Here is a 25,585-nt window from a genome sequence, read left to right as displayed (position 1 = left end):
TATAATTAATAATTATACATTGTTGTGCATAAAAATGCAATATTATAATAATATTTATTTTATTGTTTAAAGATACTTATTTCTCAGGCTGCTGTAGGAATCCTCAAGGGACAGCAGATAGGAATACAGGCGGTTGCTGTTTTCTTCCTCCATAAAATTGAACATCATGCTATATTTATACAGGGAATCCTCTCTGGACATTCTCAGAATTTCGCCTTTTGCATATACCGATGAACTATCCTCAAGCAGTATGTTTATTTCACAGCAGGTATTCACGGGAATTTCCCTGTCCATCAGAAATGCCACTCCTCCGAGAGAGAGATTTGATGTGCTGCAGTAATAACTCTCATTGCCGTTGGTAAGTGTAGCGGGCAGACAGACATCCAGGCGGGGAAATACACGGTGGTTCAGGTTTGCGGCGACATGATCGATTTTGACATTTATGTAGGGAGAAGCAGACAGCTCTATTTTGGAAATTACACCTTTTATATTATATTCGAAGTATTCATTCTTATATTTTATTTCTACATTTGTATTGGTAAAAAGGCAGGCTTTCATCAAGTCGTTTGTAAGAGGTATGTTTAATGTATCTCCGCTGCATTGGGATACAATATTCAGAGACCAGACTGTCTGATTGAATATTCGAAAACTGATCAAGGCTCCGGGAATAATTAATTTTGAAATACATGCACTGTTCAAAGATTTTTGCCTCCTAGAACTATATAGCCATATTTTTCCATATTTGCTACAATAAAAACGATATAACATTTCTTAGTACATTATATATTAAGAAATGCCATATCACAACAACATAGCCAAAAATGGTACATTCTTCCCAGAGTTATACAGGACGGTGTTTTTATTTATCCCAGATGCTAATATTTCCCCAATATCAGCTGACTAATACAGGGCCTCATTTTCATGATACAGCTTTTTATCCTTCATGATCATGGTACCGATGCCCTTGTATGTGAAAATTTCAAGCAATATGCAGTGGGGGATTCTTCCGTCAATAATGTGGGTTCTTCCCACGCCTTTCTCCAGGGCGTCGACACAGCCAAGAACCTTTGGGATCATACCGCCGGCAATGATTTTTTTATCTATGAGGTCATGTACTTCGTCAATTGTAAGGGCCGGAATAATGTTTTCGCTGTCCCTGGAAGGTTTTACACCCTCAACATCTGTCAAAAGCATGAGTTTCTCGGCTTTCAGGGCTGCGGCTATTTCACCTGCAACGGTATCGGCATTTATATTGTAGCTTTCTCCGTTAGGTCCCACGCCGATTGGTGCAACGACAGGTATGTATTCATCTTTTGATATGAGCTCCAGAACCTTAGAGTTAATCTTTGTTATGGAACCGACAAAACCGATATCCTTTAATTCACCGTCAATTTCGGTTTTGTACTGCTCGCATTCAATGAGCTTGCCGTCGATGCCGCAGAGGCCTATGGCTTTGGCACCTTTACTATTGAGCAGTGAGACTATTTCCTTATTGGTTTTGCCCACAAGTACCATCTGTGCAACCTCGATGGTTTGGGAGTCCGTGACTCTGAGACCATTGACGAATTCACTTTTGACATCAAACTTCTGAAGGGCTTTATTGATATCCGGACCGCCGCCGTGAACCAATACGGGATTCATGCCTATGTATTTCAAAAGTGTGATATCTTCTATTACGGAGTTTTTTAATTCTTCGTTGATCATGGCGTTGCCGCCGTATTTTATTACTACGGTTTTCCCGTATAACTTCTGTATGTAAGGTAATGCTTCAATGAGTATTTCAGCCTTTTTTATAAGATTATCATAATTCATAAGAAAACCCCCTGATAAATTGAAATTATAAACAGAGACTTGCCTGCATATTTATATAAGCCCGGTATCTTCTCTTAAACCCAGCATAATGTTCATATTTTGAATTGCCGCTCCCGAGGAACCTTTTCCCAGGTTATCCAATACCGATACCAGCATGATTTGATCGGTATTGCCCGTAACGTATATCTCAATGTAATTTGTATTGTTGACCCTCGTTGCCCCGATGAAGTTGTTGATGTATTCCTTTTCAGTTCCTAAAGGCATCACTTTTATAAACTTCTCCCGGCTGTAGTAGTCTGTCAGAAATCCGTGGATATCTTCTTTGGACAATGGCTTCTGAAGTAATCTGGGGTAAACAGGTACGCAAACCGACATACCTTTATAGTAGGGACAAACTATGGGAGAAAACAAAGGAGCGTATTTAAGACCGCTGATAACAGTCATTTCAGGTATATGCTTGTGAGTCAGGTCAAGTGCATATAGCTGCGGACTTTCAAAAGGATTTCCGTCAGGTGCTTCAAATTGGGCAATTAGTTTTTTTCCGCCGCCGCTGTAGCCTGAAATTGCATGTGCAGTCACAGGATAGTCTTTTTGCACCAATCCTTCCGAAACCAGCGGATATATGAGGCTGATAAAGCCGGTGGCATAGCAGCCGGGTACCGATACTCTTGCCGAACTCTCGATTTTGGAACGGTGGTGCCTGCTCAGTTCAGGAAGTCCGTACGCCCAATCGCTGTTTGTTCTGTGGGCGGTGCTGGCGTCGATTACCCTGGTCGCGGGATTGTCAATCAGTGATACTGCTTCGGCTGCAGCCGCATCCGGCAGACAGAGAAAAACTACATCAGCCTGGTTAAGGCATTTTTTTCTTTCATTAATATCTTTTCTTTTTTCAGCATCTATTTTTAGTATGTAAAGATCATTTCTTGCAGCCAATCTTTCGTTGATCTGAAGTCCGGTCGTACCTTCGCTTCCGTCTACAAAAACTTTAAATTTCATAGTCATCCTCCAATCCACACAGAGATCTCACTGCTGTGATTTTATAACTGCGATTTTATAATTATACAACGTAATGCATAAAAATTCAATAATTTATAGTTTAATCACACTTAATGAGTACAATATCATAATATTGGTAATTAATAGTCTTAAAAAATTATGAAATGTGCATAAATATATGTTAAAATGCATAATAAATGCCGCATGTACACATAAAAAACGGCATTATACAAAAGTACTAAAAGCAAAAATTTAATTTTGTTAAAAAGCAATATGGTTTGTACCAGGCTTGCAGTGTATCATATTAGTATAGAAGTAATAAATACAAATTTGCGTGAAAACAAATAGCGAGTTTTGGGGAGGTAATAAAAATGGCTAGCTTAAAGCTAAAGAATATTTACAAGAGATATGCAGGTGGGGTAACTGCAGTTAATGATTTTAACCTTGATATCGAACACAATGAATTCCTCGTTCTGGTTGGACCTTCAGGTTGTGGTAAAACCACTACACTCAGGATGATCGCCGGTTTGGAAGAAATTTCAGAAGGTGAATTGTACATTGGAGATAAATTGGTTAATGATGTTGCTCCTAAGGATAGAGATATAGCAATGGTTTTCCAGAACTACGCATTGTATCCTCATATGACAGTTTTCGATAATATGGCTTTTGGTTTGAAACTCAGAAAAACTCCAAAGGATGAAATCAAAAAACGTGTTAATGAAGCAGCAAAAATACTTGATATAGAGCATTTGCTTGATAGAAAGCCAAAGGCTTTGTCAGGTGGTCAGAGACAGAGAGTTGCATTGGGCCGTGCTATAGTACGTGAACCTAAAGTATTCTTAATGGACGAACCTCTTTCAAACCTGGATGCAAAGCTCAGAGTACAGATGAGAACTGAGATAGGAAGACTTCACAACAGACTTAACACAACATTTATATATGTAACACATGACCAGACAGAAGCTATGACAATGGGTACAAGAATTGTTGTTATGAAAGACGGTTACATCCAGCAGGTTGATTCACCGACTTCACTTTACGACAGACCTTGCAACCAGTTTGTTGCTACATTTATCGGCAGCCCGCAAATGAACCTTGTAAATGCTGTTCTTACACAACGCGGCAATGATTTGCACCTCGTATTCGGTAAGAGCGACATTAAAATTCCAGAAGGAAAAGCCAAGAAACTTGAAGGAACTGATTACATCGGCAAGGAAGTTATCCTTGGTATCAGACCTGAAAATATACATGACGAAGCCATGTATCTGGAATCAATGTCAGACAGTATTGTTGAAGCCCATGTTGACCTGGTTGAAATGCTTGGTGCTGAAACCTTCCTTTACATGATAATTGAAGGAGCTACAGCAACTACCACGGCAAGAGTTAACGCCAGATCAAAGACCAAGACCGGTGATGTTATCAAGGTTGCATTTGATGCAAACAAGATTCACCTGTTTGACAAGGAAACCGAGCGCACAATTATTAACTGATAATAATAAAGCAAAAAAGGAAAGCTTAGGCTTTCCTTTTTTTATATTCTGAATTAGAATGATAAATAGCAGGTTTACAAAAGATAATCATTAAAGGAGTTTGAAATGAAGCTTGCATACAAAAGTACTCTTCATGCCTGCTATTTGGGTTATATTACACAGGCTATCGTTAATAATCTGGCTCCGCTGCTTTTTATAATATTTCAGAACAGCTTCCAAATTTCCTTCGAAATGATAGGAAGATTGATATTGCTGAATTTTGGAACACAGCTGGTTGTGGATGCCCTGGCTGTCAAATATGTGGACAGGATCGGTTACAGGATTTCAATCGTTTCAGCACATGCATTCAGCGCAGCCGGACTTATAGCATTGGGCATACTGCCCCGCTTATTTCCGTCAGCGTACGCAGGGCTGATGGTTTCAGTTGTTATATATGCCATTGGGGGAGGTCTTATTGAGGTACTGGTGAGCCCCATTGTGGATTCTTTGCCCGGAGATGCCAAAGCCTCTGCCATGAGCCTGCTGCACTCCTTCTATTCCTGGGGGCAGGTCGGGGTTGTGGCGGTAACCACTCTGCTGCTGAGAAGCATGGGTGATGGTTCCTGGTATATGCTTCCTGTTGCCTGGGCAATTATACCATTATATAATATGATAAGATTTATAAAAGTTCCTCTGGTGGAAGCAATGCCCGAACATGAAAAAATACCTGTGAGAAAACTTCTCAATTCACGTTTGTTTATTACAGCAATGCTGCTCATGCTGTGTGCCGGAGCTTCCGAGCAGGCAATGTCCCAATGGGCATCGCTCTTTGCCGAAAAAGGCCTTCAGGTTCCAAAGGTGATGGGGGATTTGCTGGGCCCCTGTCTGTTTGCAGTACTGATGGGAACAGGCAGGACCATATATGGAATATGGGGACACAGGATTCACCTGGAGAGGTCGCTTGCAGCCAGTGCCGCACTTTGTGTAGCCTGCTATCTTATTACGGCGTTTGTGCAGGTGCCTGTAATATCACTTTTGAGCTGTGCGGCATGCGGTTTTGCTGTCAGCCTGATGTGGCCCGGTGTTTTCAGCCTGACGGCCGGACGCTATCCAAAGGGCGGAACGGCTATGTTTGGAATACTTGCAATATTTGGTGATTTGGGATGTGCATTCGGACCGTGGCTTGCCGGATGGATATCGGATTTTTCACAAAAATCCGAAAAACTCCTCAGGCTGGCAGCGGAATACAGCCTGCAGCCCGAACAGCTGGGCTTGAAATCAGGCCTGCTGGCTGCTGCCGTTTTCCCGGTTATAATGCTATTGGGACTGGCAGTATTTAGGACAAAGGACTATTCAAAATAAATTTACAATATGCATTGTAGTAAAAAAAAGTGTTATAGTGTATAATTTTAATATATTGTGAACTGATTGGAAGAAAATTCACATATTTCGAAAGCAGGAGGTAAGTATGTCTGTTAAACTATTTCAGACGCTATCGGACAAATATAGCGAAATTATAAATAAAGAAGTCGGGGTAACTGACGATAGTGGTATTATAATATCACATTCCAATTTTCAGATGATTGGACAGCAGGATCCCAATGCAGCAGCCTTTCTACAGGAAAAGAACCTTCAGCAGACTATTAACGGCCGGATTTACAACAAGGTTGTCGTTAAAAACAAGGTTGAGTTCATAACCTTTATTCAGTCCAGTGAGCCCCAGGATATCAAATACCTTGAGTTATTCACTTTAAATATCCTTAATTTAAAAAGTTATTATGATGAAAAATATGATAAAAATACATTTATTAAGAATATTATAGTAGAAAATATTTTACCGGGTGATATTCTGGTAAGATCCAAGGAGCTTCACATCGATTACAATGCCATGAGAGTGGTTTTCCTGGTAAATGCCACAAGTGAGCGTGATATACATGTTCATGAAGTTATTGAAAGTTTGTTCCCAAACAAGAGCAAGGATTTTGTCGTTGTAATAGACAATGACAATGTTGTCCTTGTAAAAGAAGTCAAGAGCAAGGATGATTATAAGGAAGTATTCAAAATAGCAAGGATAATCATTGATACCCTGAATGCCGAGCTGATGGTAAAGGCATCTGTCGGAATCGGTACTATTATTGCCAATTTAAAGGATATTACCAAGTCGTACAAGGAAGCTCAGATGTCCATGATTATCGGTCATATTTTCAGTGAGGAAAATAATATTTATGACTATAACAATCTTGGAATAGGACGTCTGGTGTATCATATTCCTACATCCTTATGCCAGTTGTTTTTAGATGAAGTGTTCAAGGATAATTCTGCCGATTCATTGGATAATGAAACCATGCTGACAATACAGAAGTTCTTTGAAAACAATCTGAATGTTAGCGAAACCGCAAGGCAGCTCTATATCCACAGAAATACTCTTGTTTACAGACTGGAAAAAATCAAGAGGCTGACCGGGCTGGAGCTGACCAGCTTTGATGATGCTGTTATCTTCAAACTGGCTATATTGGTCAAAAAATACCTGGCCAATATAAATGACTAAAAGATAAGGGGTAATCCAATTGGTTGAGTTTATAGATGTAATGAAAAGATATCCCAATGGAACAGTTGCTCTAAAAGGAATAAATCTCAAAATAAATAAGGGTGACTTTGCTTTTATTGTCGGGACAAGCGGGTCAGGCAAATCGACACTGCTAAAGCTTTTAATGAAAGAGGAAACTGTAACGGAGGGCGAAGTAATAGTTAACGGGTATCAACTTTCGACTTTAGTACCCAAACAAATTCCATATTTACGCCGCGGCATGGGAATGGTGTTTCAGGACTTCAGGCTGCTTCCAAACAAAACTGTATATGAAAATGTTGCTTTTGCCATGGAAATAACCGAATGCCTCCCAAGAGAAATCCGCAGGCAGGTGCCGATGTCTCTGGCATTGGTTGGTCTGAGCCGTAAAGCCAACGCATATCCTCACCAGCTGTCCGGTGGTGAGCAGCAGCGTGTTGCCATTGCCAGATCTCTGGTTAATAATCCGGCTTTACTGATTGCTGATGAACCGACAGGAAATCTTGATCCCGAAAACTCCTGGGAAATAGTTAAACTTCTTTCTGAGGTAAATCAGAGAGGTACTACAGTAATAGTTGCTACACATGAAAAAAGTATTGTTGATGCAATGAAAAAGAGGGTTATTGCCATCGACAAGGGTAAAATTATCAGAGATCAGCAGAAAGGGCTTTACGGGGATGAAGATACGGAGTTTAAGATATATTCTGAAGGAAAGTTTTAAAAACGCGTACAGAAACCGATTAATGTCTTTGGCATCAATAAGTATTATCAGCGCAGCACTTATTTTGTTCGGAGTTTTTTACCTGATATTGATTAATTTGAATCATAATCTGGATTTGTTGTATAAGACTCCTCAAATGCAGGTAAACTGCCTGCCGGAACTGACAGATGAGCAGGTGGAGGCTGTTAAAACCGAAATTGCCAATAACCAATACATAGAGAGCTACGAAGAGGTTTCAAAAAAAGAAGCCTTTGAAAAATTAAAACAATACCTTGACACTGAAAAAAAGGATTTGGGCGGTTCGGACATTTTGGAAGGCTACGATGAGAGCATGATGTTCGTATCATTTACAGTAAAGGTAAAAGATCCCCAGAACAGCGCCAGTGTGGCAAAAGAGCTGGAGTCACTGGCCGGTGTTGACAATGTCAGGTATTCTCAGAAAACCATAGATTTTATTTTGCAGGTGTCAAACTGGGTCAAAATTGTCAGCTTTGTGCTGATTGGGCTATTGCTGATTATATCGTTATTTATTATTTCCAATACTATCAAGCTGACGGTTTTTGCAAGGCGCAAGGAAATAAATATTATGAAATACATAGGTGCGACCGACTGGTTTATCCGCTGGCCCTTTGTTTTCGAAGGAGTATTGATGGGGTTTCTGGGGGCCGTTATTGCATTTGTTCTGGTAGCTTATATATACGGATTTGCACAGCCCAGGCTGTCCGAACAGTTCAGCGGGGGATTTGAAATGGTTCAGTTTGGCGGCGTATGGAGTACTCTGATTCTGATATATGTGGGAATCAGTGCTTTGATAGGTGCCTCGGGAAGTGTAATGTCAATCAGGAAGCATTTGCATGTTTAGTAATTATCTTTAAATAAATAAATTTTTGTTGTATAATGGGATTTGTGGGTTTATTATTTTATTAAAAAAAACATAGGATAAATATGGGGGGATAAGATGAAGAGATTGTCAACGGTAGCGTTGGTTGTTATTTACATATTTTCATGTGTCATTATACCTGCCAGCGCAGCATCCACTATTGATAAAACAAAACAGCAGCAGCAGAGTGTAAGCAGTGAAATCAAGAAGGTGGCCGGAGAGAAAAAGGCGGCTTCCCAGCAAATAAAGGAAAGTACCCAGGAAAAAGAATATTATGAGGCCCAGACACAAAAGGTCGAAAAAAGCTTAAACGATAAATCCCAGGAAGTTTCAAATGTCCAGTCGGACATTGAGAAAATCAGCCAGGAGATAGATGACATTCAGGCTAACTATGAAAAGAAGACCGAGTTATTCAAAACAAGAATGCGGGTAATGTATCAGAATATGAACCAATCGACCCTGGAGCTGTATGTTGAATCAAAAAACCTGAGCGAATTCTTCTCCAGAATGGACCTGATGTCAATTGTCAAGAAAAATGATGAAAAGCTTATTCAGGACATAGCCCTCAGCAAGGAAAACACCGAGCTTCAGAAACAGACAAAATACCAGGAGCTTGAAAACAAGGAAGCAGAGCTGAAAAAACTGAGCACCAAGGCTTCGGACTATAAGATCTCAAGGGCCAAGGCTGAATCGGAAATTGAAGAGTCCAAAAACAGACTGAAGCAGGCTGAGAAAAAAGAAGATGAATTAATTGAATTGTCCAAAAAGCTGGAAAAGCAGCTGGCTCAATTAATGGATAAAAACACCAAATATGCCGGCGGTATTATGAAATGGCCTACTCCGGGGTATACAAGGGTGTCTTCGCCATATGGCATGAGAATACATCCTATATATAAAGTTAAGAAAATGCACACAGGTATTGATATAGATGCTCCGTCAGGTGCCAAGATAATAGCGGCCAATTCGGGAAAAGTAATAATGGCCGGCTGGAACGGCGGTTACGGCAATTGTGTTATAATTGACCATGGTGGTGGATTAGCCACACTGTACGCCCATCAAAGTAAAATCCTCGTAAAAGTAGGAGACAGGGTTGAACGGGGTGACACCATAGGCAAAGTGGGCAGTACAGGCCTGTCAACGGGTCCTCACCTGCATTTTGAGGTTCGTAAGGATGGATCTACCGTTAATCCTCAGGGTTATGTTTAACAGGTGAACCATTGAACAAGAATATTTATAGCTATTTTAAAAACCCGCATATAAAAATGCGGGTTTAATATTATGTTTTTAAGCATATCAATATATATGACAATCTATGCTGGTTTTATAAATACTACATTATAGTTTGAAATCATGTTGATAAATTATAAGGATTAGGGGTGTATCATATTGAATATCTACAAAAAAGATAACAGACAAATGGCCGGAGTAATAGCAATGACAGCAATCATATGTTTTACGGTATCGGCGCTGCTGTTTGTGGGATTTACCTATATTAACGGAAGGTATTCATTGTCGTTTGAGAAAAGTAATGTTACCAGATCTTCTGTACAAAAATTCAATGAAGTGAGAAGCATTTTGCAGAAATCCTTCTATGAAGAAATAGATACAAATAAACTGCTGGAAGGTGCAATCTCAGGAATGGCGGATTCGCTTAAGGACCCCTATACAGTATATTATAACAAAGACCAGATGAAAGCATTTACCGATATGCAGAGACATACCGAAGATGAATATGTAGGTGTGGGTCTGCCAATAATGCTTGATAAAAACGGGATAATAACTGTCCTGGAGCCCTTTGATGACTCACCTGCAAAAGCTGCCGGCATCAGACAGGGCGACAAGATACTTAAAATTGACGGAAAGGACATTACCGGGCTCAGGGATGAAGCACTGGTTGCCAGTATGATCAAGGGGCAGGAGAATACCGAAACGGTGCTGACCATACTCAGACAATCCGAAAACAGTACTTTTGATGTACGGGTTGTAAGAAAGAAGATCAAGGCCATACGCAATATCAGGAGTGAAATGCTGGAAAATAATATTGCCTACATCAAGTTGAAAATGTTTGATGAAAATATCAGTGAGAACTTCATCAGCCAGCTTAACAAGCTTGTTGAGCAGGGGGCCAAATCTGTAATAATTGATGTACGGGATAATCCCGGAGGCCTTTATAATGAAGTTGTTTCCATGGCCGACAGAATTCTGCCGAAAGGGACGATAGTTTATACCGAAGACAGACAGGGCAAGAAAAACTTCCAAAAATCCGATGCAACCGAGCTGAACCTGCCCATTGCCGTATTGACCAACGGGAATAGTGCAAGTGCCTCGGAAATACTGGCCGGAGCCATCAAGGACTTTAAAAAGGGTACGCTCATTGGTACAAAAACCTTCGGTAAGGGCCTGGTTCAGACCACATACAGCTTCGACGACGGAACCGGTTTAAAGGTGACTATTGCGAGATATTTTACCCCTTCCGGTGTTTGTATTCACGGAGAAGGTATCAAGCCGGATATTGAAATAAAACTCCCGGATAAGTATAAAGACACACCTGTGTCTGCAATACCCAGAGAGGATGATCTTCAGCTTCAGAAAGCCATACAGGTCCTGCAGGACAGATAATGGATAATATATTTAAACGGGAAGCCGGATTGTTTAATGAAAATTTTTTGTATAAGGCAATTTCAGGTATAAAATCATGAAAATATCCACATAATACCATTAGGAGGTGTTGACAGGTGGATGAAAATGAGAAGTTAAAATATGAAATTGCACAGGAATTGGGTTTAATTGAAAAAGTAAAGAAATATGGCTGGAAAAGTTTAAGTCCGAAGGAAACCGGAAGGATAGGTGGTCTGGTCACAAAAAGAAAAAAGACTCAATTGCAGGAAAGTCAGCAGATATAATTTGCTGGCTTTCTTGAATATATGGTAAAATACATACTGAAAAATACAATAAAAACTAAGGATGTGTTTGTTATTTATAACAGTTTTGCCTATGTATATGATAATTTGACCCTTGACATAGACTATCCCGGGTGGGCGGATTTCATTGAAAAGATAATACATAAAAATAAAAAAGAAGCGTCCATGGTATTGGAATTGGGCTGCGGGACAGGCAGTTTCGGAATTGAAATGTCAAAAAGAGGCTATGAGATGATCTGCCTGGATTTATCCAGTGATATGCTGGACCGTGCAGCTGAAAAAGCGGCGGAGGAGGGTGCCGACATACTTTTTTTAAACCAGGATATGAGCAGTTTTGAACTGTATGGAACGGTTGATGTTATCGTATGCCTGCTTGACAGTTTTAATTACCTTATAAAGCCGGCTCAGGTTCAAAGGATGTTCAGGCTGGTACATAATTACCTTAATCCGGGCGGTTTGTTTATATTTGACGTCAATACACCCTATAAGTTTGAAAATATATTATCAAACAATATTTTTTACGAAGTTGATGATGACATCGCCTACATTTGGGAAAACGAATACAATCCCAAAACCAGAAAAGCAAGATTTGATTTAACTTTTTTCGTAAGGAACGGACAGTTATACAGAAGATTTGATGAAACCCATTTTGAAAGAGCATATGATGAAGGGGAAATAATGCAGTTTATAAATCAATCAGGTTTAAAATTTATTTCTGTATATGACCATTTGACACTTAGAAAACCATCCTTAAAGAGTGAACGGAATTTTTACGTTTGCAGAAAAGACTAATATTTGGTTTGGTTTTATGGAATAAATGTATATCAATGTGGTAAAATAATTTTATACTAACAACATTTAATAACTTGGTTATCTAAATTCATACATGAAATATGATTTGACAGGTTAGACTATATATGTTAAACTTCTATATGTTGTTACAAATCAGCGACTTATGTCGCAGAACAGTTTAGTTATATTTCAGGAGGAATTAATCAATGGAAAAGGGAAGAGTTAAATGGTTTAATGCCGAAAAAGGATTTGGATTTATCGAAAGGGATGGCGGAAATGACGTATTTGTTCATTTTTCAGCAATCACTATGGATGGATACAAAACACTTGAGGAAGGCTCAGAAGTAGTTTTTGAAGTTGTTGAAGGAGCTAAGGGTCCTCAGGCTGCAAACGTTCAGAGAGCATAATAATTGCTTTAACTATATACTGAAGTAGCCATTATACCCCGATATATTCGATATATCGGGGTTTTCAATATTTTTAGAAAAGTATAAATTGAGAAATTGGAGAAATTTATGAAGGATTACATTATACGTGCGACAGCAGCAGAAGGAACAGTGAGGGCATTTGCAGCTGTAACCACAGAGCTTGTCAACAAGGCCTCGGTAATACATGGCCTGTCACCCATAGCCACGGCTGCACTGGGCAGGACTCTGACAGCGGCCGGAATGATGTCCAAAATGCTGAAGGGTGAGAAGGACAAACTTACCATCCAGATAAAAGGGGATGGGCCGCTTGGAGGCATTGTAGTGGCTGCAGATTCAATGGCAAATGTAAGAGGGTATGTTCATAATCCCGATGTGGATTTGCCTTTGAATGAGCGTGGAAAGCTCGATATAAGGACAGCGGTGGGTTACGGGTATATAAATGTCATAAAGGATATGGGACTTAGAGAGCCGTATATAGGGTTTGCAGATCTGGTTTCAGGCGAAATAGCCGATGATCTCACCTATTATTTTGCCACCTCAGAGCAGGTTCCATCCACCGTTGCACTGGGTGTCCTGGTGGACAAGGACGGAGTTACAAGTGCAGGAGGCTTTATAATACAGCTGATGCCGGGGGCGGAAGAGGAGACGGTGGAAAAGCTTGAAAAAAGACTTATCGGCTTCCCGTCCATTTCAAAGCTGCTTGCTGACGGAGCAACGCCTGAGCAGATTCTTGACATGCTCCTTGAGGATATGAATCCCAGAGTGATTGAAAAGATCCCCACAAGCTTTACCTGCAACTGCTCTCGTGACAGGATGGAAAGAAATCTTATAAGCATAGGCAGGAACGATTTGCTGGAAATTCTTGAGGATGGAAAAGGGGCCGAGCTCCAGTGTCATTTTTGCAACAAAATGTATAATTTTAGCCATGAAGACATTGAAAAGCTTATAAAAGAAAACACCTGAACAGCAGCAAGAAGTTGATAATACGTTGATTTTGAAAGATTTTCAGAGTATATTAACGTCTGCGGATAATAATTCTAAAAAAAAAGAAAAAAAGTTATTGACTTTATACAGCAACTTGTATATACTATCAATTGTCGCTCACGGAAATAACCTTGGGAGCTTAGCTCAGCTGGGAGAGCATCTGCCTTACAAGCAGAGGGTCATAGGTTCGAGCCCTATAGTTCCCACCATTTCCGTGAAGACACAAATTGGCCCGGTAGTTCAGTTGGTTAGAATGCCAGCCTGTCACGCTGGAGGTCGACGGTTCGAGCCCGTTCCGGGTCGCCAATTTGCCCAGATAGCTCAGTCGGTAGAGCAGGGGACTGAAAATCCCCGTGTCGCTGGTTCGATTCCGGCTCTGGGCACCATTAGATTTTTAAAATCTATGGAAGTAATCCGATGACTTTATGAGTATTAAATTGGAAAAAGCAAGGAGTATGAGGAAGACGAGTGCCGAGCACCGGAGCTTATGTGATAAGTGAGGAGCGCAGGACAGGAAGTCTGACGAAGTAATCCGACGGTTTTTACAATTTAGGATAGAGTGCGGGTTTAACTCAGTGGTAGAGTGTCACCTTGCCAAGGTGAAAGTCGAGAGTTCGAATCTCTTAACCCGCTCCAAAAAAATGAGACAGATTGCTGATGTAGTCTGTCTCAATATTGACGGCGCCATAGCCAAGTGGTAAGGCAGAGGTCTGCAAAACCTCTATTCCCCAGTTCAAATCTGGGTGGCGCCTCCAGATTAAAACCCTAGTCGTAAGATTGGGGTTTTTTGCATGTAAATATATTCAGACTTGAACTTGGTCAAGTCGGGGTGGCGCCTTGGCTGAGTTGAGAAGTCGTCCACCACAAAATCTACCAAATGACAAAATAGCATATAAATCTGACAAAAAGCCGTATTTTATTTAAAGACCATCAACTTTATAATCTATTTATAAACCTGCGGGAACTGTCAATTGCTTTAACAAAGTAATGACTAAATAGAATATACAGTTGGAGGGATTTTATATGTCAGATCGGATATATGAAAAATTCGAACCTTTAAAAAATGCGAAACTTGTTTTAGGGTATCTTACATCGATGGTGGATGCGAAATATGACAACCTGCCCTATTGGCTGGTTTTACCTCATAAAAAACCTGCTGAAGCAGCACATTGCCGGGTGGACGATGCAGAGCTGGTTGGTTCCTGGTATGAAGCTATAGATGCGGTCAGGAAAATGCTTAAGACGGAAGAAGGAGCGGTGGTCCAGCAGTCATTTTACAGGCATGTATTAAAGTCCTGGGGAGAGCATGGACTGCGCTTTCATGAACAATATCCATGGACACATACAAATCACAGTTCCTTTCATGAAATGGGATATATACTCCCGGCACTGAACAGGATGCTGGAGAATAATCCCGAGGATAAGGAAGCGGAAAAGAGGGCGTCTGATCTTATAAGAGGCATGAGGAACCTGGTCATTGAAAGAAAGGTCAGAACCTTCTGGTCGGGTGATTATGAAGAAAAAGAACCTATATACCAATTTCCCAACGATGTATATCTAAAGGATGGAGGCTTTGACCTGACGAGACATACCGGGCGGGGCGAACAGGCAATCAGGAATGCAGTCATGCTGCATGCTCTGGTACGCAGGTATGAAATAGCAAATGACGAAATTGCAATTGATCTGGCCGGCGGTATTGCAAACTATCTCCTGGGTCCTTCACATTACTTTAATTATAAGATGGAATTTTTCGGTCATGTTCATTCAGCAGGCTGGGTTGCATCCGGACTTGCAAGGCTTGGCCGGGTAACCCGTAATGAACGCTATATAAAGGCAGGTAAAGGCATATATGATTATATCCGTTCCATATCATCTTCCTTCGGCTGGGTTCCCGAATATGCGCAATGGCATCCGTTGAATGAAGAACACTGTGAAACCTGTTGTATAAAAGATATGATTGAGTGTGCAAACGAGTTGATACTTGCGGGATATGAGGAATACTGGAATGATATGACCCTGTTTGCCCGGAACCAGCTGGTGGAAAATCAGGTAAAGGTTTCATCCTATGTTGTTACAGACAATACACTGCCTGACAGTAATGGAATAACCTACAGAGATATGGACAAGAGAATGCTCGGAGGTTTTACCGGTGGCTCATTGGTAAACTCCATATCGTTGTCAAAATTCCGTTCCATAGCAGGCTGCTGTGTAGGGATGGCTCCTGTAGCCCTGGAGATTGTATGGAACAGATCTGTAGAATACAATAATGGAATGGTAATTGTAAATATGCCCATTGACAGGGAGACAGAACAAGCCGCGGTGACAATGGACTATCCGGATAGGGGCTATATTTCCGTCACTCCGGCACAGGAGTGTGATGTGGCAATAAGGGTTTATAAATGGATGGGTAAGGATATCCGGGGAAAAATCAATGGAATGGATTATACTCCCGTAATTGAAGGTAACCTTGCAGTCTTCAGGAATGTAGCGGCAGGCAGAAAAGTAGAGCTGGAACATTCTATAGAGACAGCAGTAGTAAAAGAAACGGTACGCGGTGAGGAATACTCGGTTTGGTGGAGGGGCTGCGATGTCATAGATATATTCCCTCGCGGAGAGCACTTACGGCTTTACCAGAGGGAGTTGAACAAGCCTGAATACCACCCGTCAGCTGAGGATGTTCAATATACCGGTGCCGCTAACTATGGTCCGACCCAGCAGGCACAAAATAAAAAGTAAAAGTTACATTTGCTGTGCTATAATATTAATAAAGTTTATCGGCGGACTACTGGAAAATTCAGGAGAATACTATGGTTCCAAGTCATATCAGCGAAGAAATTGTATATGATAATCCTCTGCAGCCTGTTCGGGTCTTGCACGAATTCAGGAATGAAAAGGTTACGGGCAAGTGGCATTATCATAATGAACTGGAGCTCATAGCAGTGGTCAGAGGAGAATTCAGTATTTACACCAAAGACAAAATATTCAGACTGACTGCCGGGGATGTGGCTATTATCGGTTCCTTTGAACCTCATCATTCCTTTAAGGATGAGGGCATTATGGAATATATTGTTCTGCAGTTCGATATTTTCAAGTATATAGGACAGAATCTCATCTCTTATATGAAATATTTTACTGAAGCCGGCCGTTTGTATAGCAAGCTCAACTACATATTCACCGAGAGCCCCGAGGTCAAGCGGCGGATATTCGACCATATAAATGAAATCTCAAGGGAGTATGCCCGAAGAGAAAAGGGTTATGAAATTGCCATGTACAGTCTTATTTACAAAATCATACTTGAACTTGTACGCAGTGACAGGAGTTCCCTGCTGGATTTAAAAAACGATTCCGGGATTATAAAACTGTTGCCGGTACTGGACTATATTGAAAAAAATATAAGTAGCAGGGTTGATATGCAGGAAGCGGCAAAATTAATGAATCTGGATTATTTTTATTTTGGAAAGTATTTTAAGAAGTATACAGGAAAAACATTTTTAGAATATGTAAATTATAAGAAAATTGTAAATGCAGAACTGATTTTACTGACAAGGGATGTTTCGGTACTGGAAACGGCCTCTCTAATTGGAATGCCCAACATGGCAAATTTTTATAAATTTTTTTATAAATATAACAAATGTTCTCCTAAGGAATTTAGAAGAAAATTATTACTTTAGCACAATGAATAATGTATAACCCGCAAGCGGTTTTTCTAAATGAGTGTTGTATAGTGAAAGTAATTTCATTATGTGACACTTCTTTTTTTAATAAAATTAGTTCTGATAGATGAGTGATATAAAAATTTACAGGCAATAAAAAAATAGCCTTGACTATTGATGAACCAAATGCTAAATTTAAATTAATTGAATAGTATATAGTGTTATAAACACTTCAGGGATAGGTGAAATTCCTTACCGGCGGTAGGCATGAAAATGCGAGCCCGCGAGCGAAAGCAGATCCGGTCAGATTCCGGAGCCGACAGTACAGTCTGGATGGAAGATAGTGTATTTTATTTTGGTATTTTTTGCGTCCCTGGGGTAGTTTTACTCCGGGGACTTTGTGTTTTTATAAGATGGATGAGGGAGTTTGTATTATGAAAATTGATGAAAATTATATGAGAAGAGCTCTGGAACTTGCCAAAGGGGGATGGGGAAGAACCAATCCCAATCCTCTTGTGGGTGCGGTAATTGTCCGGGACGGAGAAATCATTGCCGAGGGCTGCCATGAGAAATTGGGCGGTGCTCATGCGGAGGTGGCAGCCTTCCGGAATGCAAAGGGAGAGGTCGGGGGAGGGACGCTCTACGTCAACCTCGAGCCCTGCTCCCATTACGGAAGGACACCGCCCTGTGCCGAGGCAATTATTAAAGCCGGTATCAGAAAAGTGGTGATTGCAATGGAAGACCCCAACCCAAAGGTTTGCGGCAGGGGAATCAGTAGGCTGAGGAATGCCGGAATTGAAACTGTTGTGGGGGTGCTTGAAAAAGAGGCTAGAAGGCTTAATGAGATATTTATCAAATATGTCACTGAAAAGAAGCCCTTTGTCATCATGAAAACCGCAATGACACTGGATGGAAAAATCGCCTCGTTTGCTGGAGACTCCAGATGGATTTCGGGAGAGAGTTCGAGAGAACAGGTGCATATTATACGGGACAGAGTTTCTGCCATCATGGTGGGAATAAATACGGTCCTGACCGACAACCCGTCACTTACCACAAGACTGGGTTACAAAAGCGGCAATGACCCTGTCAGAATCATTGTTGACAGCAAGGGAAAAATACCTGTGGACAGCCGGGTTATCAACAGCGGATCGGCAGCCGGCGTTATACTTGCAACAACATCGGCAATCGGGGGTGAAAAGGAGAAAATACTCACAGACAGGGGTGTACGCATTTTCAAGCTGGATGGGGCCCAGGGACATGTTGACCTGTCCCGGCTGATGGAGGAGCTGCACAGGGAGGAAATGGACAGTGTGCTGTTGGAGGGCGGCGGCGGCCTGAATGCCGCTGCATTGAACTCAGAGATAGTGGATAAGGTAATGGTGTTTATAGCACCCAAAATTATTGGAGGAAGGGATGCAAAAACACCGGTTGAAGGGGAAGGAATACAATTTATGAAAGATGCACTTGAATTGAGGGATATCAGTATAAGCAGGTTTGATGAGGATATCCTGATAGAAGGGTATGTGAAAGGAGTCTCATGTTTACAGGGATCATAGAGGAAGTGGGTGAAATCAGGGGAATTGTACATGGAAGTCTGTCCATCCGGCTTTCGATACACTGTCCAAACATAATGAAGGATGTAAAGACAGGGGACAGTATTGCAGTGAACGGTATATGCCTTACGGTGACCGAACGGGGAGAGCAGGGGTTCTCGGCTGATGTCATGCCTGAAACCATGAGAAGGACCGGCCTTAACAAATTAAAGTTATCGTACAGGGTAAATCTCGAAAGAGCTCTGAGGATAACAGACAGGCTGGGAGGGCATATTGTAACCGGACACATTGACGGTACGGGAATTGTGACAGGAAGAACGGAAGAGGATAACGCCATCTGGCTTACGCTTGAAGCCCCCGATGCCATCATGAACTACATTGTCATGAAAGGTTCGGTTGCACTGGATGGCACAAGTCTGACAGTTGCCCATGCGGATGAAAAGAGTTTTAGAGTGTCACTTATACCGCTGACTGCCGGAGTAACCACCCTTGGCTCCAGGAAAGCCGGGGACGTGATCAATATTGAATGTGATGTGATAGGCAAGTATGTGGAAAAGCTTTTAAACAAAAAGTATAAACCGGAACCCGGCAGGGATATATCTCTGGATTTTCTCCGGGAAAACGGTTTTGCCTGATAAACTTTAATGAAAAGGAGGAGAAGAAATGAAATTTAATACTATTGAAGAGGCCATAGAAGATATAAGGCAGGGAAGGATGATCATAGTCGTGGATGATGAGGACCGTGAAAATGAAGGGGACCTCCTGATGGCTGCTGAAAAGGTAACTCCCGGGAGCATTAACTTTATGGCCTCATATGGAAGAGGAATGATATGTGCCCCAGTGACCGAAGCACGTGCAGTAGAGTTGGGGCTTGGCCTGATGGTGGAGAGGAATACCGAAAGTATGAAAACCGCATTTACCGTCACTGTGGATCACAAAAGCTCCACAACGGGCATATCGGCCCATGAAAGGGCAAACACCGTAAAGAAGCTGGTGGACCCCGGTTCGGGCAGCAATGACTTTTTGAGACCGGGGCACATATTTCCGCTGATTGCCAGGGATGGCGGTGTGTTGAAGCGTTCGGGGCATACCGAGGCGGCAGTGGATCTTGCGAGAATGGCAGGTTTGTATCCTGCCGGAGTGATATGTGAGATCATGAATGATGATGGAACCATGGCAAGAGTACCCCAGTTGATGGAATTTTCAAAAAAGCATGCTCTTAAAGTAATAACTGTAGCCGAATTGATCAGATATAGAAGAAACAACGAAAAACTGGTAAAGGCTGCCGCCTTTGCCGAACTTCCCACCGAATACGGGAATTTTACCATTGCGGCCTATGAAAATGTTGTGAACGGCGAGCACCATGTTGCCCTGGTCAAAGGGGACATAGGCAGTTCAGATGAACCTGTGCTGGTAAGGGTGCATTCAGAGTGCCTGACGGGAGATGCCTTCCACTCAAAGAGATGTGACTGCGGAGAACAGCTGGATGCCGCAATGAGACAGATTGGCAGCGAGGGAAGGGGCATTCTGCTGTATATGCGTCAGGAGGGGCGCGGGATAGGTCTGGTAAATAAAATACGTGCCTATGAACTGCAGGATAAGGGTAAGGATACCGTAGAGGCCAATGAACTGCTGGGTTTTGCTCCGGATTTGCGGGAATACGGCATTGGCGCTCAGATACTTTATGATCTGGGTGTGAGAAAAATAAGGCTTTTGACCAATAATCCCAAAAAAGTGGTCGGATTGGAGGGATACGGACTTGAGGTGGTTGAAAGAGTGCCTATCACGGTTCAAACCAATGAGTCAAATGAATTTTACATGAGGACGAAAAAGGAAAAGATGGGACATATACTCGGTGATGTCAATATTGACACAAATACACTAAAACATCAGGAGGGCGGTAAAGCATGACAATAAAAACACATGAAGGAAATTTGATTGCAGAGGGTTTAAAGTTGGGCATTATTACAGGCAGGTTCAACGAATTTATCAGCAGCAGGCTGCTGAGCGGCGCAATAGATGCCATTTCAAGACACGGCGGAAAAGAAGAGGACATCGAAGCAGCCTGGGTACCGGGTGCTTTTGAGATACCCCTTGCGGCACAAAAAATGGCGGCTTCTCAAAAATTTGATGCGGTCATCTGCCTTGGAGCCGTCATAAGGGGTTCTACACCGCATTTCGACTATGTTGCCGGTGAAGTGGCAAAGGGCATTGCAAAGGTTTCATTGGATACCGGGATCCCTGTGATATTTGGAGTTCTGACAACAGATACCATAGAGCAGGCTGTCGAAAGAGCGGGAACAAAAGCTGGAAACAAGGGATATGATGCCGCTGTGACCGCAATCGAAATGGCAAATCTGCTTAAACAGTTAAAATAATGCCAAATATGCCTTTCAAATACATTTTATTTAAAAATAATGCATGTATAAGCTAAATTTAACACCTATAAAAATTTGATTTATAAATAAAAATAAATATATAAAAAAAATCATTTGCTACCTTGAAACCTTTAAATTGTTAGAGTAGGATAATCTATATAAGAGCCGACAAAAGGACAGGCGCAATGGAGTATTAAACAGGCTCTTGTATGGTTTTGGGAAGTGAAAATGTAAGCGTACACGTAATTGGTTAATGTAATCACTGTTAAAAAATCGAGGATTGGACACCGGTTTATTTAATCAAATTATAGGGAGGTTTTATTATGAAAGGCTGGAATCCGTTTGGAAAGGTAGACATGGAAATTGGCAGTTTTTTAAAAGCATCGCCGTTCAATAAGGAATATAAATGGGGGAAGGCAGAATCCGGTAATTCTGAAAAAGATGATAAAAAAGGTAAATAAAAACGGTAAATAGATAAACCTGGCAAGTATTTTTGCCGGGTTTTTTTGAACAAAGTTTACAGAATCCTGGAAAATTAAGCTTTGTAACGGATTTTTAACATACCCTGACTCTACAATATGGTAAAATTAATAAATATAAACCAGTGGCTGCCGGACCGTATACGTTTCAGATGTTACAGACCACTGGAAGCTATTTGAAAATTTTGCTAGAAAATAATTGAAAGACAGAGGTTAAAGGGTTAAAATGAAAAATTTAAAATCAGCAATACGTATAATTCTGATTCTTGCAATGCTGGTCAGTTTTGTACCCAATCTGACTTTGTCAGCACAGGCCGAACCGGAACAGAAGCTGGAACTGCACGCTTTCTATCCTGCTCAGGTGACATTTTCCGAAAGTATGAAAAAATACATAGATGAACTTGATTCGGTAAGTTTTGCATGGGGCAGAATGTACGCTGATCTGGACCAGGGAGTGGTTACCGAGCTGGGTATAAATGGGAATACAATGTTTTATTATCCTGCGGATTATACTGATGTATTGAAATATGCCAAAAGCAAAAATAAATCCATCCAGCTGAATATTTTTTCCGACAGTGTCAATGCAATAGCAATATTGCCCTATGAGGAACAGCGGAATAAGGCGGTAAAAGCAATAGTAGAATTGCTGAAGAACGAAGCGGGCAATGGCAGCGGCATCTATTTCGACGGTGTGGTAATTGACTTTGAAGGGCTTCAGGATAAGGATATAAGCGGCAAAAACATGATTATTGGCGGAAAGTCTGTCAGCGACTGGTATATTCAATTCCTTAAGGAGCTGAAAGCCCAGCTGAATGGCATTAACAAAAAATTGTATGTTGCCGTTAATCCTCTATTGAATTATTCAGGCTACAATTACGGGGAAATAGCGGCTACAGCCGACAAAATGATTGTAATGGCCCATGACTACGAGCCGGTAACCGTTCTGGACAAAGGACAGGTAATGCAGTATGCCGGATACAATAGCCTGAGTCCTATTGACGGTCTGGCACCTATCAAGAAAATAAAACTTGCGATGGAAGATATAAAAAAGAATGTGGATAAGGCAAATCTGTCCAGAGTGATGCTTCAAATCAATTTTGATGCGGCACAGTGGCGGTTTGAAGCTGCATCAGCCGATGCATGGAATAAGATCCCAGGATCGGTTATAAGCATGGAAACCCGTAATACACCTACATATCAGATGCTCTATAACCGCATTCAGAATACCGACGGCAAGGCGGTAAAAATGGTTTACGGTTACAATAACGAGCTTCAGGGTCCTGTGCTCCAGTTTTATAATGCAGTAGACCACACATATAATGTTGCTTTGTATGAGAACAGCAAAAGCATAAAGGCAAAAATAGATATGGTAAAGGAATACGGCCTTGGCGGTATTTCCCTGTGGAGCCTGGCAAATGTGCCCGACTATACCGACAAGACCTCAAAAGCATATGGCCTTGATGTATGGGACAGCATATTAAGTGCTCTGCCTGTGATGACCCCGGCAGCACCCGGTGCAAAGGTGACCTTTAATGACGGGGTGGTTGAAGCAGCAGTGAGGAAGCAGCTGATGAAGCCCGCTGGAACCATATACAGCAGCGAATTGTCCAAAGTGTACAGACTTGCCGTACCGTCGGGGGTAAAAACACTTTCCGACCTGAAAAAACTTACCAACCTGGAGTATCTGGATATAAGCAATGCCCAGATAACGGATATAACCAGTTTGAGCTATTTGAAAAATCTCAGGGTGTTATACCTCCAGAGGAATAACATATCCGATATTTCGCCGCTTAAGGCGCTTACCGGGCTCGAGGTGCTGTCCCTGAACGGAAACAGGATTTCAAGCATAAGTTCATTATCGGCATTAACATCGCTGACGGAATTATATATCAGGGACAATATAATAACGGATTATTCACCATTGGTTAATTTAAAGAAGTTGAATATTTTGTACTTAAAAGGCAATACCTCGGTAAATTATGCAAAGCTTGACAGTATAAAAGCAGGATTGGTTGAGAAGGATTTTTAGCAATAGGATTACTATATCTGTTTACCATAAAAATTTTTTAAAACAATGTACCTAATGGGTTGTGTATGCTATAATTCGTTATATATCAATTTTTGCTGGGAATAAGCTGCTTGTTTGGTGAAATACTTTCATAGAGTATTGTATAATAACATTAAATGAGTCATTGTGCATTTCCCGCTTATACCGCCTGCGAGTAAGGCGGAACGGAGGGTTACATGAAGAAATATTTTACCGGCGCCTGGGCGGTTTTTAAGAACTACTTATTTGCAATGATTTTCTTTTATATATTTTTTATAGGCTTTTATTCCAAGGCCAGCCTTTTTTCCATTGCAATTTTTATTGTAATGATTTTCCTGATATATTCCGAACTGCACCACCTGACCGGAGTTGACAAAAGACGGTATGGCAGTGTAAAGCTGACCGACAGTATCATATATGCCTTGATTGCAATAGCTCCCATGGTACTGCTGCAAATAATCATTTCATTCCTCAGCTTTGAGTCACCGATTATTAATTTTGATGTCTTAAAGCTGAACCTGATAAAAGGGCTGGCGGCTCCCATGCTGTTTATTGCAAAGCTGGGCGGATACCGGGTATCCGGATATATAGCAGCCTGGGCCACAATTGTTGTAATGTCCTTTTTGGGATATTTCGCAGGTTACAAGGCTTTTGACCTGAATGCGTTTATAAGACGGCTTTTTGGCCTTCAACCCAAGAAGCGGCCTACGACTAATAAAAAGAGAAGGTTCTGGTAAAAATGACAAAGAACACTATAGTGGCTGAAAGTTATAATCTTGCTGTTGATGCCGGTTTTAGCAGCTATCTTGAAGAACATGCTACCAGTGAGAATTGTGAAATAAAAGTAGACGAAGAAAAGCTGGTAGCTGAAATAGAGTTTGAATGGTTGAATTCAAAGCTTCCAGAACTTGATATGCAAACTCCCATGGAGTATATAAATTCCATTTCTTCTCTGGAGGAACTTACAGAATTATTTATAGATATCTCATCTGTTTCAGATGTGGGTGTGCCCGATATTCTTATGGCCAGACTGGAAGAATACGGAGAAGAGGCGGCTGATAAATTATTCGGCTTTGTAAAGGCCTGGCTGGAAAACAAGGAGCCCAAAAAAGTTTTAGCCGTATCGCAGTCGGTATATGCCATCGGATGTTTCAGATACCCTGAATATAAGAAAAAACTGATTGAGCTGCTGCTGGAGTGCTTTAGAGATGACTTGATTTCCGAAGCCGTATGTGCGGCTTTAGTGGAATATGATGTGGAGGTTCTGGAGGATTTGATAAAGACCTTCCATGCAACAGAGCAGCCTGAGATACAGGAACATTTATTGGCCTGTGTTGCTGAGATATCCAGGGACAATCAGTCCGATGAGATTTTTAATTTTCTTAAGCACGCTTTCAGAGTGGTTTCAAATCTGAAACTTGCCGTGGAGGTGCTTGGGGATTATGGTGACGGAAGGGCTATCCCGCTGTTAAGAGGATATATTCTAAAAAATATAAAAGAAATGGACAGGTCGACCTTCAACCATGTGCGTGCTGTAATTAAGAAATTGGGCGGAGAAATAGACGATCTGGTATACACCAGTCAAAGCTGAAAATTATTATAATGAACCCGATAAAAAGGACATATCCGGATGATGGATATGTCCTTTTTAAAATGACGCGTTGTGTCAATTAATTTAGATTTTGTTTTACCTGTGTAATTTTTTTATTAGCTGGTACTTTCGCACTAACTTCATAAAATGAGGATGCCCACAAAACAATTACGCAAATTGTATCGCCTCATTTAAAGCAGTTTTGCCGTCGCTCAAACTCGACATCCTGTCTCGATTTGAAGCTCAAAGCAGCGTCCCTGCTGCTTTGCCGGCAAAACCGCTTTACCTTCGTCGACAATTTATCGTAATTGTTTT

24 protein-coding genes, 5 tRNA genes and 1 riboswitch are annotated in these 25,585 nt (G+C 41.3%); of the genes, 26 read left to right on the top strand and 3 right to left on the bottom strand.

The features are described 5' to 3' along the window. Positions 1-66: 66 nt before the first annotated feature. The 3 genes from CTER_RS17160 to argC all read right to left on the bottom strand — a co-directional run bounded on the left by CTER_RS17160 (position 67) and on the right by argC (position 2,808). Entirely contained in the window at positions 67-699 is a 633-nt protein-coding gene (locus CTER_RS17160; protein ID WP_004627729.1) for a PilZ domain-containing protein, read from the bottom strand. 201 nt (positions 700-900) lie between these two features. Next, positions 901-1,812 (bottom strand): acetylglutamate kinase, encoded by a 912-nt coding sequence (gene argB / locus CTER_RS17155; RefSeq protein ID WP_004627602.1) that lies wholly within the window; start codon positions 1,810-1,812, stop codon positions 901-903. Positions 1,813-1,863: 51 nt separating this feature from the next. Continuing rightward, positions 1,864-2,808, bottom strand: coding sequence for an N-acetyl-gamma-glutamyl-phosphate reductase (gene argC / locus CTER_RS17150; RefSeq protein WP_004627718.1), 945 nt, complete (start codon positions 2,806-2,808; stop codon positions 1,864-1,866). A 371-nt stretch (positions 2,809-3,179) separates the two neighbouring features. Between argC and CTER_RS17145 the strand changes: the two genes are divergently transcribed. The 26 genes from CTER_RS17145 (at position 3,180) to CTER_RS17025 (ending at position 25,270) form a co-directional block, all read left to right on the top strand. Further along, the gene (locus CTER_RS17145; RefSeq protein WP_004627580.1) at positions 3,180-4,298 is read left to right on the top strand and encodes an ABC transporter ATP-binding protein; all 1,119 of its coding nucleotides are present in this window, start codon (positions 3,180-3,182) and stop codon (positions 4,296-4,298) included. Between the two features lie 105 nt (positions 4,299-4,403). Beyond that, positions 4,404-5,639: an MFS transporter gene (locus CTER_RS17140; protein WP_004627676.1), complete on the top strand. Its 1,236-nt coding sequence runs from the start codon at positions 4,404-4,406 to the stop codon at positions 5,637-5,639. Positions 5,640-5,745: 106 nt separating this feature from the next. Then, complete coding sequence (locus CTER_RS17135; RefSeq protein ID WP_004627629.1) at positions 5,746-6,825, top strand: PucR family transcriptional regulator; 1,080 nt, start codon at positions 5,746-5,748, stop codon at positions 6,823-6,825. Positions 6,826-6,844: 19 nt separating this feature from the next. Beyond that, positions 6,845-7,564: a cell division ATP-binding protein FtsE gene (gene ftsE / locus CTER_RS17130; protein WP_004627539.1), complete on the top strand. Its 720-nt coding sequence runs from the start codon at positions 6,845-6,847 to the stop codon at positions 7,562-7,564. Further along, positions 7,521-8,426, top strand: a complete 906-nt coding sequence (ftsX, locus tag CTER_RS17125) for a permease-like cell division protein FtsX (protein ID WP_004627696.1) — start codon at positions 7,521-7,523, stop codon at positions 8,424-8,426. The genes ftsE and ftsX overlap by 44 nt, the downstream gene beginning before the upstream one ends. A gap of 96 nt (positions 8,427-8,522) precedes the next feature. After that, on the top strand, positions 8,523-9,650 hold the full coding sequence (locus CTER_RS17120) for a murein hydrolase activator EnvC family protein (protein WP_004627517.1): 1,128 nt from the start codon (positions 8,523-8,525) through the stop codon (positions 9,648-9,650). Positions 9,651-9,830: 180 nt separating this feature from the next. Beyond that, positions 9,831-11,063 (top strand): S41 family peptidase, encoded by a 1,233-nt coding sequence (locus CTER_RS17115; protein ID WP_242835002.1) that lies wholly within the window; start codon positions 9,831-9,833, stop codon positions 11,061-11,063. Between the two features lie 116 nt (positions 11,064-11,179). Beyond that, complete coding sequence (locus CTER_RS17110) at positions 11,180-11,347, top strand: alpha/beta-type small acid-soluble spore protein (RefSeq protein ID WP_004627662.1); 168 nt, start codon at positions 11,180-11,182, stop codon at positions 11,345-11,347. Positions 11,348-11,368: 21 nt separating this feature from the next. After that, on the top strand, positions 11,369-12,157 hold the full coding sequence (locus tag CTER_RS17105; protein WP_004627767.1) for a class I SAM-dependent DNA methyltransferase: 789 nt from the start codon (positions 11,369-11,371) through the stop codon (positions 12,155-12,157). A 206-nt stretch (positions 12,158-12,363) separates the two neighbouring features. Beyond that, positions 12,364-12,564 (top strand): cold-shock protein, encoded by a 201-nt coding sequence (locus CTER_RS17100; protein ID WP_004627690.1) that lies wholly within the window; start codon positions 12,364-12,366, stop codon positions 12,562-12,564. 108 nt (positions 12,565-12,672) lie between these two features. Then, complete coding sequence (gene hslO, locus CTER_RS17095) at positions 12,673-13,548, top strand: Hsp33 family molecular chaperone HslO (RefSeq protein ID WP_004627772.1); 876 nt, start codon at positions 12,673-12,675, stop codon at positions 13,546-13,548. A 154-nt stretch (positions 13,549-13,702) separates the two neighbouring features. Beyond that, a tRNA-Val gene (locus CTER_RS17090) sits at positions 13,703-13,778 on the top strand. A gap of 20 nt (positions 13,779-13,798) precedes the next feature. Next, positions 13,799-13,875, top strand: a tRNA-Asp gene (locus CTER_RS17085). A gap of 4 nt (positions 13,876-13,879) precedes the next feature. Beyond that, a tRNA-Phe gene (locus tag CTER_RS17080) sits at positions 13,880-13,955 on the top strand. 175 nt (positions 13,956-14,130) lie between these two features. Further along, positions 14,131-14,205, top strand: a tRNA-Gly gene (locus CTER_RS17075). A gap of 44 nt (positions 14,206-14,249) precedes the next feature. Then, positions 14,250-14,324, top strand: a tRNA-Cys gene (locus CTER_RS17070). 268 nt (positions 14,325-14,592) lie between these two features. Then, complete coding sequence (locus tag CTER_RS17065; RefSeq protein ID WP_004627731.1) at positions 14,593-16,305, top strand: glycoside hydrolase family protein; 1,713 nt, start codon at positions 14,593-14,595, stop codon at positions 16,303-16,305. Between the two features lie 71 nt (positions 16,306-16,376). Continuing rightward, positions 16,377-17,240, top strand: a complete 864-nt coding sequence (locus CTER_RS17060) for a helix-turn-helix domain-containing protein (protein WP_004627545.1) — start codon at positions 16,377-16,379, stop codon at positions 17,238-17,240. A gap of 207 nt (positions 17,241-17,447) precedes the next feature. Beyond that, positions 17,448-17,571: riboswitch (FMN riboswitch) on the top strand. An 85-nt stretch (positions 17,572-17,656) separates the two neighbouring features. Further along, positions 17,657-18,778, top strand: coding sequence for a bifunctional diaminohydroxyphosphoribosylaminopyrimidine deaminase/5-amino-6-(5-phosphoribosylamino)uracil reductase RibD (gene ribD, locus CTER_RS17055; protein WP_004627614.1), 1,122 nt, complete (start codon positions 17,657-17,659; stop codon positions 18,776-18,778). After that, positions 18,760-19,410 (top strand): riboflavin synthase, encoded by a 651-nt coding sequence (locus CTER_RS17050; protein WP_004627557.1) that lies wholly within the window; start codon positions 18,760-18,762, stop codon positions 19,408-19,410. The genes ribD and CTER_RS17050 overlap by 19 nt, the downstream gene beginning before the upstream one ends. A gap of 28 nt (positions 19,411-19,438) precedes the next feature. After that, positions 19,439-20,686, top strand: a complete 1,248-nt coding sequence (locus tag CTER_RS17045; protein ID WP_004627710.1) for a bifunctional 3,4-dihydroxy-2-butanone-4-phosphate synthase/GTP cyclohydrolase II — start codon at positions 19,439-19,441, stop codon at positions 20,684-20,686. After that, the gene (gene ribH / locus CTER_RS17040) at positions 20,683-21,153 is read left to right on the top strand and encodes a 6,7-dimethyl-8-ribityllumazine synthase (protein ID WP_004627618.1); all 471 of its coding nucleotides are present in this window, start codon (positions 20,683-20,685) and stop codon (positions 21,151-21,153) included. Before CTER_RS17045 ends, ribH begins: the two co-directional genes overlap by 4 nt. 323 nt (positions 21,154-21,476) lie before the next feature. Further along, the gene (locus CTER_RS28360) at positions 21,477-21,614 is read left to right on the top strand and encodes a hypothetical protein (RefSeq protein WP_004627755.1); all 138 of its coding nucleotides are present in this window, start codon (positions 21,477-21,479) and stop codon (positions 21,612-21,614) included. Positions 21,615-21,858: 244 nt separating this feature from the next. Beyond that, on the top strand, positions 21,859-23,661 hold the full coding sequence (locus CTER_RS17035; RefSeq protein ID WP_004627621.1) for a leucine-rich repeat domain-containing protein: 1,803 nt from the start codon (positions 21,859-21,861) through the stop codon (positions 23,659-23,661). A gap of 215 nt (positions 23,662-23,876) precedes the next feature. After that, positions 23,877-24,416 carry a hypothetical protein gene (locus tag CTER_RS17030; protein ID WP_004627746.1) on the top strand — a complete coding sequence of 180 codons (540 nt, stop codon included), beginning with the start codon at positions 23,877-23,879 and terminating at the stop codon, positions 24,414-24,416. Between the two features lie 2 nt (positions 24,417-24,418). Continuing rightward, positions 24,419-25,270, top strand: coding sequence for a hypothetical protein (locus CTER_RS17025; RefSeq protein WP_004627641.1), 852 nt, complete (start codon positions 24,419-24,421; stop codon positions 25,268-25,270). Positions 25,271-25,585 lie beyond the last annotated feature (315 nt).

The organism is Ruminiclostridium cellobioparum subsp. termitidis CT1112 (genome assembly GCF_000350485.1).
GTDB classification, from domain to species: domain Bacteria; phylum Bacillota; class Clostridia; order Acetivibrionales; family DSM-1351; genus Ruminiclostridium; species Ruminiclostridium termitidis.
The sequence above is the reverse complement of the archived record's forward strand: the minus strand, read 5'-3'. Positions and strand labels throughout refer to the sequence as shown.